The sequence below is a fragment of the Polaribacter sp. 2305UL8-11 genome (assembly GCF_058147165.1).
Genome location: NZ_JBYVJW010000002.1, coordinates 102,754 through 115,142, shown reverse-complemented (window position 1 = coordinate 115,142; position 12,389 = coordinate 102,754). Strand labels below are relative to the sequence as shown.

Here is a 12,389-nt window from a genome sequence, read left to right as displayed (position 1 = left end):
GAAATTCATATTGAATTTCGGCTTTATTGTTATATGAAAGAATTTTTTTTTTTTTAGTTTTAAACACTAAAATTACCTTCCCATAGGAATTACAATAATTCCAGAAAATTTTTCTCTAAATTTTAATAAATCTTTATCGGCTTCTAATTTTGTCTTATAATTACCCACTTGAACTTTCCATTCTGGAGCATCATAAGTTAGTTTTGTGTAGTTTCCAGGAAACTCAACTTTAAAACGTGCTCTATATCTTCTTGCAGTATTTTCGTTACCATTGTAAAGCTGAATTCTGTAACCAAAACCATTTTTTTTATTATACGCTTTCTTTTTTGCTATTAAACTCTTTACTTCTTTAGAAGAATTTGTAGCATTTTGCGCATATCCAGATAAACTAAATGCGAAAAAAGCAATCGTAACACACAGAATTTTAGAGTAGTTTTTCATAAGATTTTAACTTTCTACAAAAATAACGAGTTGTTTTAGAATATATTGATAAAACACCTTATTTAGAACAATTATAAATTAATATTTAACATTCTTTTCCTTTTTCAGAATTTAGCAATATGTAGTACTTTTGTAGAACGAAAAAAATGATTTTTATCATTTTAAATTAGATATTTTTAAACAAAGTTTAAATATGAAAAGTGTAGCATTGCACAATAGACTAACCACAAAACTTTTTAAAAGTTTTATTTTTCTCTTAATTTTTGCATTTAGTTTATCTTCTTTTTCACAAGAAATTGATGAAGCAACACAAAAAGAAGGTAGAAAGTTATTTAAATCTTTATGTGCTTCTTGTCATAAATTAGATAAAAAGCTAATTGGACCTGCGTTAGGTAAAGTACTTGAAAGAAGAGACAGATCTTGGTTACAAGCTTGGATTAAGAATAATGCAGAGCTAAGAGCTTCTGGAGATGCAGATGCAATTGCAATTTTTGAAGAATATAAAGGTTCTCCAATGACTGCTTTTCCTCAGTTGTCAGAAAAAAACATAGATGATATCCTATATTACACAACTGTAGGAGATCCTGTAAAAGCTTCTGCTACTGGCGTGGCTGTAGTAGATCCTACTGCACCAACTCCTGGAAGTGCTCCAGAATGGTTAATTTACATTTTAGCAGGTGCAATTGTTGTTGCTTTTTTAATGATTGCAAGCTTGTTGAAACAAGTTAGTGAGTTAAAAGGTAATAGAAGTCCAGAAAATCAGTCTAACTTAAGAAGAGATTTACAAGAACTTTGGGTTGGTGTAAAAGAAAATACTTTTTTAAAGGTAATTTCTACAATATTTTTACTTTTAGTTGGAGCGTATTTAGTTTTCGGAACTTTATTTAAAGTTGGTGTAGATGAAGGTTATCAACCACTTCAACCAATTGCATTTTCTCATAAAATTCATGCAGGAGAAAATAAAATAGACTGTCAATATTGTCACTCATCAGCAAAACATAGCAAGCATTCAGGAATACCATCAGTAAATGTTTGTATGAACTGTCATAAAGGAATTTCTGAAGTTGCAGAAGGAACCAAAATAGAATGGGATGGTTTAACGTATGGTAAAGAAGAGTTAGACAAAGAAATTGCAAAAATATATACAGCTGCTGGTTGGGATGCAGATAATTTAGAGTATACAGGAGAAACAAAACCTGTAAAATGGGTTCGTATTCATAATCTTCCAGATTTTGTGTATTTTAATCACTCTCAACACGTTACAGTACAAGGTTTAAAATGTCAAAAATGTCATGGACCAGTAGAGGAGATGGATGAAATGTATCAATACTCTCCATTAACTATGGGTTGGTGTATAGATTGTCATAGAGAAACAAAAGTAGATTTAAAAGGCAATGAGTATTATGCTAAAATCCACAAGCAGTTAGCAGAGAAATATGGTGTAGAAAAAGTTACTGCTGCACAATTAGGTGGTTTAGAGTGTGGTAAATGTCACTATTAATTAAAGAAGAAAGATAGCGTTTGGTTTTAGTGAAAACTAACAACTAAAAACTAACAACTAATAACTAAATATAAATGGCTTCAAACAAAAAATACTGGAAAAGTGTTGAGGAACTAAAAGATAGTTCTATTGTTGAAACGTTAAGTAAAAATGAATTTGTAGAAGAAATTCCAACAGATACATTTTTAGGTGATAAAGAAACATTAGAAAATTCTTCTACGTCTCGTAGAGACTTTTTAAAATATGTTGGATTTACAACTGCAGCTGCATCTTTAGCTGCTTGTCAAGGGCCAGTCGTAAAGTCAATTCCTTATGTAGTAAAACCAGACGATGTAATTCCAGGTGTTGCAGATTGGTACGCAACTTCTATGGCAGATGGTTACGATTTTGCAAATGTGTTGGTTAAAACACGAGAAGGTCGTCCAATTCAAATTATGCCTAATAAAGAAGCAAACGGAACAACTAGTGCAAGAGTGCAAGCTGCTGTTCTTTCTTTATATGATGAAAAACTTCGTTTACAAGAACCTACAAAAGCAGGTGAAAAAATTTCTTGGGCAGATGCAGATGCTACAATTGCTGCAAAACTATATGAGTTAAAAGAAGCAAATAAGCCTGTTGTTTTATTAACAGGAACGTTAGCAAGCCCATCAACAACTAAAATTATTGAAGATTTTATTGTTGCTAATCCAAATGTAAAACACGTTATTTATGACGCGGTTTCAGAGTCTGGAGCTACAGATGCTTTTATGGCAATGTATGGCAGACGTGCATTACCAAACTATCATTTAGATAAAGCAAAAACAATTGTTTCTTTTGGAGCAGATTTTTTAGGTGATTTCCATGGAGGATTTGAGAAATCTTACGTAAATGGTAGGAAGCCTGAAACAGGACACATGTCTTATCATGTTCAGTTCGAAAGTAACATGTCTTTAACGGGTGCAAATGCAGATAAAAGAGTGGTTGTAAAACCTTCTGATCAAGTATTTGCATTAATCAATTTATACAATGCAATTACTGGTAATGCTGTAGCTTCAAAATCAACTCCTGTAGATGCTGATGTAAAGAAAATGGCTTCAGAATTAAAGAAAGCTGGTTCTAAAGGTGTTGTTTTAACGGGATTAAATGATAAAAACGCACAATTAATTGCTTTAGAAATTAATAAAGTATTAAATAGTGAAATTATTGACACTGTAAATACATTAAATATCCGTCAAGGAAATGATGCAGCAGTTACGCAACTAGTTTCAGATATGAAATCAGGAAAAATTGCAGGATTAATTTCTTACAATGTAGATCCTGTTTATTCTTTAGCAAATGCATCAGCTTTTTCTGATGGATTAAAAAAATTAGAATTATCAGTTGCATTATCAACAGAAAACAATGCAACCGTAAACGCTTCTAATTTTGCATTACCAATGTCGCATTTTTTAGAATCTTGGGGAGATACTCAATTTGATGAAGTTACCTATGGTTTAATGCAGCCAACAATTCAGCCATTATTTAATACACGTCAACTTCAAGATACGTTATTAAAATGGTCTGGAAATACAACAAAATATTACGATTATTTAAAAGCTTTCGCTTCTGAAAATGTTTTAGGAGGTAGTTCTTGGAACACTGCTTTACATAATGGTTTCTTTACTAAAGAAATCATAAGTAATGATATTTTATTCGAAAGCTCAATATCAGTTGCTGATGCAGCTGCTGCTTTATCAGCGTCAGCAAAAAAAGCATCAGGATTCGAATTAAATTTATATACAAAAACTGGTTTAGGTGATGGTAAGCAAGCAAACAATCCTTGGTTACAAGAATTTCCTGACCCAATTACTAGAGCTTCTTGGGATAATTACTTAACAATGTCTATAGCAGATGCTAAAGAGTTAGGTTTTTCAAATCCAGTAAAAGACAATGGTGCTATTGATGGAGATTATGCAAAAGTATCTGTTAATGGAAAAGAAGTTACAGTACCAGTAATGATTCAACCAGGACAAGCAAAAGGTTCTGTAGGTTTAGCCTTAGGTTTTGGTAAAACGTTTGGATTAAAAGAAGAAATGCAAGTAGGTGTTAATGCATACCCTTTATATAATGGTAGCAATAACATACAATATAATGTAAAGATTGATAAAGTATCTGGAACTCATAAATTTGCTTGTACTCAAGTACAAAAAACAATTGCAGGACGTCATGATATTTTAAAAGTAGCGTCTTTAAAAGAATACAAAACTGTAGATCCAAAAGATCATAAAAAAGGTTGGAATAAACCTGCTTATGTTTCTTATGATCATCAAGAAGTAGAAGCAAACAGTATTAATATTTGGGATGAGCATAATAGAGAAATTGGTCATCACTTTAATTTATCAATAGATTTAACTTCTTGTACTGGTTGTGGTGCTTGTGTTGTTGCATGTCATGCAGAAAACAATGTGCCAGTTGTAGGTAAAAAAGAAGTTAGAGTTGGTAGAGATATGCACTGGTTGCGTATTGATAGATATTATTCTTCTGAAGTAGAAACTAGAGAAGAAGCTAAAGAATTAGGATTAAGCAGAGGTGAAATGTATGAAGCATTAGAAACTGAAGCAGAAAACCCTGAGGTTACTTTTCAACCAATGATGTGTCAGCACTGTAATCATGCTCCTTGTGAGACGGTTTGTCCAGTTGCAGCAACATCACATGGTCGTCAAGGACAAAATCAAATGGCATATAACAGATGTGTAGGTACAAGATATTGTGCAAACAACTGTCCATATAGAGTTCGTCGTTTTAACTGGTTTAATTATGCAAATAATAACGAGTTTGACTTTAACATGAATAACGAGTATGGTAAAATGGTATTAAATCCAGATGTTGTAGTTCGTTCTAGAGGAGTTATGGAAAAATGTTCTATGTGTATTCAAATGACACAAGCAACTATTCTAAAAGCTAAAAAAGAAGGAAGAGCTGTAAATACAGACGAGTTTGAAACAGCTTGTTCATCTGCTTGTACAACAGGAGCTATGGTTTTTGGAGATATTAACAACGAAAAAGACTCAGTAACAGCATTAGTAGAAGATAAAAGAGCTTATGGCGTGTTAGATTATTTACAGACAAAACCGAATGTAATCTATCAAGTTAAAGTTAAAAACACAAACGAAGCGTAAATGAGTTAGAAAGTTTTAAAGTTCAGAGTTAAAAAGTCAAAAAAAACTACTTTTCAACTTTAAAAACATTCAACTTTTAACTAAAATTATAAAATTAAGTAATAAATATGTCTCATTACGAAGCACCCATAAGGGAACCTTTAGTATTAGGTGATAAAAGTTATCACGATATTACCGAAGACATTGCAAAACCTATAGAAGGGAAAGCAAATAAGAATTGGTACATGGCGTTTTATATTTCTTTAGCAGCAATGCTTTGGGGATTTGGATGTATCTTTTACACAGTAGGAACTGGTATTGGAGTTTGGGGATTAAGCAAGAACATTGGATGGGCTTGGGATATCACTAACTTTGTATGGTGGGTAGGTATTGGTCACGCAGGAACATTAATTTCTGCTGTACTTTTATTATTCCGTCAAAAATGGAGAATGGCTATAAACCGTTCTGCAGAAGCAATGACAATTTTTGCCGTTTTTCAAGCAGGATTGTTTCCAATTATTCACATGGGACGTCCATGGAATGGATATTGGGTATTGCCAATTCCAAATCAATTTGGATCATTGTGGGTAAACTTTAACTCACCATTATTATGGGACGTTTTTGCAATATCAACGTATTTATCTGTATCATTAGTTTTCTGGTGGACAGGTTTATTACCAGATTTTGCAATGATTAGAGACAGAGCTGTAAAACCTTTCCAAAAGAAAATTTATGCATTATTAAGTTTTGGTTGGTCTGGTAGAGCTAAAGATTGGCAACGTTTTGAAGAAGTTTCTTTAGTATTGGCTGGTTTAGCAACTCCATTAGTACTTTCTGTACATACAATTGTATCTATGGACTTTGCTACATCCATCAATCCAGGTTGGCACTCAACAATATTTCCTCCTTATTTCGTTGCTGGAGCAATCTTTTCAGGATTTGCAATGGTACAAACGTTATTAGGTATTATGCGTAAGGTTACAAATATGGAAGAGTATATTACACGTTTACACGTAGAGTATATGAACATTGTAATCATCTTAACAGGTGGAATTGTAGCTGTAGCTTATGCAACAGAGTTTTTTATTGCTTGGTATACAGGATCGCCTTATGAAAACTACACATACTTATCTGTAGGTGCTGCAACAGGACCTTATGCTTGGGCATTTTATTCGTTATTATTCTTCAATATTTTAACGCCTCAGTTATTATGGTTCAAGAAAATTAGAAGAAGCTTTATATGGTCTTTTATCATTTCAATATTTATTAATATTGGTATGTGGTTTGAGCGTTTTGATATCATCGCAATTGTATTAAGTAAAGGTCATTTACCATCAACTTGGTGGCGTTTTGAGCCAACATTTGTAGACGTTGGTATCTTTATTGGAACTATAGGATTCTTCTTTGTATTATTCTTATTATATGCAAGAACATTCCCAGTTATCGCGCAAGCAGAGGTAAAAACAATTTTGAAATCTTCTGGAGAATTTTATAAGAAAAGAAGAGAACAAGGTATTCCAACAAAACCACAAATTGTTTTATCAAACGTAGCTACAGAAGTAAAAACAGATAAAGTAAGTAATCTTTTAGATACTATTGGGCGTTTTGATCCAAATACACAAACTGCAGATGACTTAAAGCTAATAAGTGGTGTAGGACCAAAGTTAGAAGGTGTTTTAAACGAAATTGGTTTATATACTTTCGAGCAAGTTAGTAAAATGACAAAAGAAGAATATGACTTGTTAGATTCAATTACTGGAACTTTTCCTGGAAGAGCAGAAAGAGATAATTGGGCATTACAAGCTAAAAATTTATTAAACGGATAATTATGGAATCATCAAAAGTTATACATGCATTTTATAATGATGACGAGATTCTTTTAGATGCAGTAAAAGCAGTAAAAGCAGAGCACCATCATATAGAAGAAGTATTTTGTCCATTTCCAGTTCATGGTTTAGACAAAGCTATGGGATTAGCACCAACTAGATTGGCTATTACCGCTTTTTTCTACGGAATTACAGGTTTGTCTGTTGCTATTTGGATGACAAATTATATGATGATTCAAGATTGGCCACAAGATATTGGAGGTAAACCTAGTTTTTCTTGGTTAGAAAATATGCCAGCATTTGTGCCAATTATGTTTGAATTAACAGTGTTTTTTGCAGCGCATTTAATGGTAATTACTTTTTATATGAGAAGTAGAATATGGCCATTTAAAAAAGCTGAAAACCCAGATCCAAGAACTACAGACGATCATTTTTTAATGGAAATACCTGTACATAATAACGAAGATGAATTAACATCATTGTTAACTGCAACAGGTGCTGTAGAAATTAATATAGTAGACAAGCATTAATAGATAGATAATGAAAAAAATTAAATTAATTATTGCTTTAGTAATTTTTGCAGGTATCATTTCTTGCAACAATAGGAGAGAACCTCAAGTACAATATATGCCAGATATGTATGAGTCTGTACCTTACAATCCTAATGGAGCAAACGGAATTAAAAATGCTCCTGTAAATTTAAAGCCAGTAGCTGGAACTATTGCTAGAGGAGGACATCCTACTTACGATATAGCAGATACAAATGAAGGGTATGAGTTGGCAAAAACAACATTGCAGAATCCTTTAGAAGCTTCTGAAGAGAATTTAAAAAATGGTAAAAAGATGTATGATATTTATTGTATTTCTTGCCATGGTAAAAAAGGTGATGGAAATGGATATTTATCAGAAACAGAAAAGTTTTCTGGAATTCCAAATTATAAAGATAGAGATATAACTGCAGGTAGTATTTATCATGTTTTAATGTATGGTAAAGGTTTAATGGGATCTCATTCTAGTCAATTAACGTATACAGAACGTTGGCAAACTGTCCAGTATGTAGAGCAATTACGTGCAGATTTATTAAAATAATTACAAAAAGAAAGAATACGAAAGATATGTATCAATTCTCAGGTAAATTAAAAACATTCTCATTAGCACTAATTTTATTAGGTGCATTGGGTATTGCATATAGTTTTTACAGTGGTTCTCAAACTACTTTAGAAGATGCTAAAGAAATTATTGCTCAACAAGATTCACATGGAAACGACCATGGAGTTTCTCATAATGAGACAAAAGATAGTCATCATAAAGAAGATGTAAAAAATACACATGCTCAAGAAGGAAATGACCATCATAATACAACCGAACAACATAGTGATAGTAAAATGAGTGATCATGGTGCTCATAATGATGATACCCATGCAGAACATGTTTTGCATCAATTACAAAATAAACCTTGGTCAGCATTATACGTGTCGTTAATTTTCTTTTTAGGAATTTCTTTATTGGTATTGGCATTTTATGCATCACAAAGAGTTGCACAATCAGGTTGGTCTGTTGTTTTATTTAGAGTGATGGAGGCAATTACTGCGAACTTAATTCCAACATCAGTTATAATGGTTGTTATTGTTGTTGCTTCAGTAATGCATTGGAACCATTTATTTGCTTGGATGGGAGATGGTGTTTTTGATCCTGCAAGTCCAAATTACGATCCTATTGTAGATGGTAAATCTTGGTGGATGAATGTTCCAGGTTGGGCAATTAGAAGTATTGTTTATTTAGCAATATGGAATGCTTACAGATGGTTTATACGTAGAAATTCTATCAAAGAAGATACTGCAAATGATGGAGGTAAAACTTTTAAATTAAATTACAACGTATCTGTAGGATTTATTTTCTTATTTATGTTATCAGAATCTATGATGTCTTGGGATTGGATTATGGGATTAGATCCACACTGGTTCTCAACATTATTTGGTTGGTATGTATTAGCAAGTTTATTAGTAAGTGCATTAACTGTAATTGCTTTTGTAACCATATATTTACGTTCTAAAGGAGCATTACCAGGAGTAAATGATAGTCATATTCATGATTTAGCAAAGTTCATGTTTGGTTTTTCTGTTTTTTGGACTTATTTATGGTTTGCACAATTTATGTTAATTTGGTATGCAAACATTCCAGAAGAAACTACTTACTTTGCAATGAGATTTGAAGAATACAAATTGCCATTTTTAGCCATGGTAGGAATGAATTTTGCATTTCCAGTCTTACTATTGTTAAATAGTGATTACAAAAGTATTCCTTGGTTTGTTTTTATTGGTGGTATTGTAATTCTTGCAGGACACTATTTAGATATTTTTGTAATGATAATGCCAGCAACAGTAGGTGCTCAATGGTCATTTGGTATTGCAGAATTAAGTGCACTATTATTTTTCTTAGGAATTTTTATATACGCTACATTTAGCTCATTTGCCAAAGCAAGCCCAATTCCAAAAGGAAACCCATTCTTAGAAGAGAGTGAGCATTTTCACTATTACAATATAGAACACAGAGGTGAATCTGCAGACCATCATTAATAAATAATTTGAATTAAAATAATTAAGACGAGATAAATATGCTAGCTCTATTTTATATTTTTATAGGTATTGCAATTGGTGTCAGTTTTTGGCAAGTTACTAGAATATTAAATTTTAGAGGTGTTATTGCTACAGATGAAGACAATGCTAAACAAGGTAAATATGCCTTATATTTCATGGCATTCTTTTATGCAATAATGATTTATTGTTTAATTTTTATGAATGTTATCATGTTGCCAGAATCTGCTTCTGTAGAAGGAGAACATGATGATAATTTGTTTAATATTACTTTTTGGTTAATTGGTATTGTACAATTTATAATGCAATTCTTAATTTTTTACTTCACATTTAAATATAGAGGTAATAAAAATAGAAAAGCAAAATTTTATGCAGATAGTCATCAATTAGAATTAATTTGGACAGTTACTCCTGCTATTGTTTTGGTAGGATTAATAAGCTATGGTTTGTGGCAATGGAATGATATCATGGATTTATCTGATGACAAAGATGCCATAGTTATAGAGGTATATTCTCAACAATTTAGATGGGATGCACGTTATGCAGGAGAAGATAATACCTTAGGTTTAGGAAATGTAAATTACATTAAAGGCTTAAACACAATGGGTGTTGATATGAATGATAAAAATTCTCAAGACGACAAGCAGGTTACAGAATTGTATTTACCAAAAGGTAGAAAAATTCATTTCAAGTTCCGTTCTCAAGACGTCTTACACTCAGCTTACATGCCTCACTTTAGAGCACAAATGAATTGTGTTCCTGGTATGGTAACCGAATTTGGTTTTACGCCAAAGTTTACTACAGAAGAAATGAGACAACAATCAGAAGTTATCGAAAAAACAAGAGGTATTAACAAAATAAGACAAGCAAAAGGAGAAGACCCTTATGAGTTCGACTATTTGTTATTATGTAACAAAATCTGTGGAGCTTCTCATTACAGTATGCAAATGAAAATTACTGTTGTAGAACAAGAAGAATATGATAAATGGCTTGCAGAGCAGCCAACACTAGCATCAGTTATTAAATAATTAAATTAAGACACTACAAATAAATAAGATTATGTCAGATCATCATCATAAAGAAACATTTGTAACAAAATATATTTTTAGTCAAGATCATAAAATGATTTCTAAACAGTTCTTAGTAACTGGTATGTTTATGGGAATTATTGGTGTATTTATGTCTATGTTATTCCGTATGCAAATTGCATGGCCAGAAAAATCGTTTTCAATTATTGAAGCATTTTTAGGACCTCATCAAACAGATGGAGTAATGAATCCAGATATGTATTTAGCATTAGTTACAATACATGGTACAATAATGGTATTTTTTGTATTAACTGCTGGTTTAAGTGGTACTTTTTCTAACTTATTAATTCCATTACAAATTGGGGCTAGAGATATGGCTTCTGGCTTTTTAAATATGATTTCTTATTGGTTATTCTTTTTATCAAGTATAATCATGGTAATTTCATTATTTGTAGAAGCTGGTCCAGCATCTGCAGGATGGACAATTTATCCTCCACTAAGTGCCTTACCACAAGCAATTCCAGGATCTGGAGCAGGTATGACTTTATGGTTAGTTTCTATGGCTATCTTTATTGCATCTTCTTTAATAGGATCTTTAAATTATATTGTTACAATTTTTAATTTAAGAACCAAAGGGATGAAAATGACAAGATTGCCACTAACAATGTGGGCATTCTTTATCACTGCAATTATTGGGGTAGTTTCTTTCCCAGTATTATTATCTGCAGCATTATTATTAATTTTTGACAGAAGTTTTGGTACATCATTTTATTTATCAGACATCTTTATTTCTGGAGAGGTATTGCATTATCAAGGAGGATCACCAGTATTGTTTGAACACTTGTTCTGGTTCTTAGGTCACCCAGAAGTTTATATTGTATTATTACCAGCATTAGGTATTACATCAGAAATTATATCTACACACTCTAGAAAACCGATTTTTGGATATAGAGCAATGATTGGTTCTATTATGGCAATTGCATTTTTATCTACAATTGTTTGGGGTCACCACATGTTTATTTCTGGAATGAATCCATTTTTAGGATCTGTATTTACATTTACAACCTTACTAATTGCAATTCCATCAGCTGTAAAGGCATTTAACTATATCACTACTTTGTGGAAAGGAAACCTACAATTGAATCCAGCAATGTTATTTTCAATAGGTCTAGTTTCTACATTTGTAACAGGTGGTTTAACAGGGTTAGTTTTAGGAGACTCTGCTTTAGATATTGCTATTCATGATACTTACTTTGTTGTGGCACACTTTCACTTAGTTATGGGAGTTTCTGCAATTTTCGGAATGTATGCAGGTATTTATCATTGGTTTCCAAAAATGTATGGTAGGATGATGAATAAAACATTAGGCTACTGGCACTTCTGGATTACAATAGTTTGTGCTTATGGTGTATTTTGGCCAATGCATTTTATTGGTTTAGCAGGCTTACCAAGAAGATATTACTCAAATACAGCATTTCCAATGTTTGATGATTTAGCAGATATTAATAAAGTCATCACTATTTTTGCTTTAATTGGAGGAATTGCTCAAATTATTTTTATTGCAAACTTCTTTATCTCAATGAAAAGAGGAGCAAAAGCAACACAAAATCCTTGGAATTCTAATACATTAGAATGGACAACACCAGTTGAACATATTCATGGAAACTGGCCAGGTAAAATTCCTGAAGTTCATAGATGGGCTTACGACTATAGCAAGAAAGTAGATCCAAATGATGATGATAGTGATTATTTACATGGACAAGATTTTGTTTTACAAACGACACCTTTATTAGATGGGGAAGAACCATCATAAATAAATGAAAATATTTATATAAAACCTTTCCATCTTGGAAAGGTTTTTTGCTTTTAAAGAGATTATTTTA

The 12,389-nt window shown here is 32.0% G+C and carries 9 protein-coding genes; 8 read left to right on the top strand and 1 reads right to left on the bottom strand.

The features are described 5' to 3' along the window. Window positions 1-72: 72 nt before the first annotated feature. Complete coding sequence (locus ACY2RW_RS02185) at window positions 73-441, bottom strand: SPOR domain-containing protein (protein WP_490121057.1); 369 nt, start codon at window positions 439-441, stop codon at window positions 73-75. Between the two features lie 193 nt (window positions 442-634). On the opposite strand from ACY2RW_RS02185, the gene ACY2RW_RS02180 reads away from it, so the two are divergent. The 8 genes from ACY2RW_RS02180 to ACY2RW_RS02145 all read left to right on the top strand — a co-directional run bounded on the left by ACY2RW_RS02180 (window position 635) and on the right by ACY2RW_RS02145 (window position 12,319). After that, a complete protein-coding gene (locus tag ACY2RW_RS02180) occupies window positions 635-1,942 on the top strand; it encodes a cytochrome c3 family protein (RefSeq protein ID WP_490121056.1) in 1,308 nt (435 codons plus the stop codon). 74 nt (window positions 1,943-2,016) lie between these two features. Continuing rightward, window positions 2,017-5,079 carry a TAT-variant-translocated molybdopterin oxidoreductase gene (locus ACY2RW_RS02175; RefSeq protein ID WP_490121055.1) on the top strand — a complete coding sequence of 1,021 codons (3,063 nt, stop codon included), beginning with the start codon at window positions 2,017-2,019 and terminating at the stop codon, window positions 5,077-5,079. 107 nt (window positions 5,080-5,186) lie between these two features. Next, the gene (locus tag ACY2RW_RS02170; protein ID WP_490121054.1) at window positions 5,187-6,884 is read left to right on the top strand and encodes a helix-hairpin-helix domain-containing protein; all 1,698 of its coding nucleotides are present in this window, start codon (window positions 5,187-5,189) and stop codon (window positions 6,882-6,884) included. Window positions 6,885-6,886: 2 nt separating this feature from the next. Then, window positions 6,887-7,414 carry a DUF3341 domain-containing protein gene (locus ACY2RW_RS02165; RefSeq protein ID WP_490121053.1) on the top strand — a complete coding sequence of 176 codons (528 nt, stop codon included), beginning with the start codon at window positions 6,887-6,889 and terminating at the stop codon, window positions 7,412-7,414. 10 nt (window positions 7,415-7,424) lie between these two features. Then, window positions 7,425-7,973: a c-type cytochrome gene (locus ACY2RW_RS02160; protein ID WP_490121052.1), complete on the top strand. Its 549-nt coding sequence runs from the start codon at window positions 7,425-7,427 to the stop codon at window positions 7,971-7,973. Window positions 7,974-7,999: 26 nt separating this feature from the next. Next, window positions 8,000-9,460 carry a quinol:cytochrome C oxidoreductase gene (locus tag ACY2RW_RS02155; protein ID WP_490121051.1) on the top strand — a complete coding sequence of 487 codons (1,461 nt, stop codon included), beginning with the start codon at window positions 8,000-8,002 and terminating at the stop codon, window positions 9,458-9,460. Window positions 9,461-9,498: 38 nt separating this feature from the next. Next, complete coding sequence (locus ACY2RW_RS02150) at window positions 9,499-10,506, top strand: cytochrome c oxidase subunit II (RefSeq protein WP_490121050.1); 1,008 nt, start codon at window positions 9,499-9,501, stop codon at window positions 10,504-10,506. 31 nt (window positions 10,507-10,537) lie between these two features. Continuing rightward, window positions 10,538-12,319 carry a cytochrome c oxidase subunit I gene (locus tag ACY2RW_RS02145; protein WP_490121049.1) on the top strand — a complete coding sequence of 594 codons (1,782 nt, stop codon included), beginning with the start codon at window positions 10,538-10,540 and terminating at the stop codon, window positions 12,317-12,319. Window positions 12,320-12,389 lie beyond the last annotated feature (70 nt).

Coding starts and splice junctions, on each gene's coding strand:
- ACY2RW_RS02185 (WP_490121057.1), bottom strand. CDS start 441: ATGAAAAACTACTCTAAAATTCTGTGTGTTACGATTGCTTTTTTCGCA.
- ACY2RW_RS02180 (WP_490121056.1), top strand. CDS start 635: ATGAAAAGTGTAGCATTGCACAATAGACTAACCACAAAACTTTTTAAA.
- ACY2RW_RS02175 (WP_490121055.1), top strand. CDS start 2,017: ATGGCTTCAAACAAAAAATACTGGAAAAGTGTTGAGGAACTAAAAGAT.
- ACY2RW_RS02170 (WP_490121054.1), top strand. CDS start 5,187: ATGTCTCATTACGAAGCACCCATAAGGGAACCTTTAGTATTAGGTGAT.
- ACY2RW_RS02165 (WP_490121053.1), top strand. CDS start 6,887: ATGGAATCATCAAAAGTTATACATGCATTTTATAATGATGACGAGATT.
- ACY2RW_RS02160 (WP_490121052.1), top strand. CDS start 7,425: ATGAAAAAAATTAAATTAATTATTGCTTTAGTAATTTTTGCAGGTATC.
- ACY2RW_RS02155 (WP_490121051.1), top strand. CDS start 8,000: ATGTATCAATTCTCAGGTAAATTAAAAACATTCTCATTAGCACTAATT.
- ACY2RW_RS02150 (WP_490121050.1), top strand. CDS start 9,499: ATGCTAGCTCTATTTTATATTTTTATAGGTATTGCAATTGGTGTCAGT.
- ACY2RW_RS02145 (WP_490121049.1), top strand. CDS start 10,538: ATGTCAGATCATCATCATAAAGAAACATTTGTAACAAAATATATTTTT.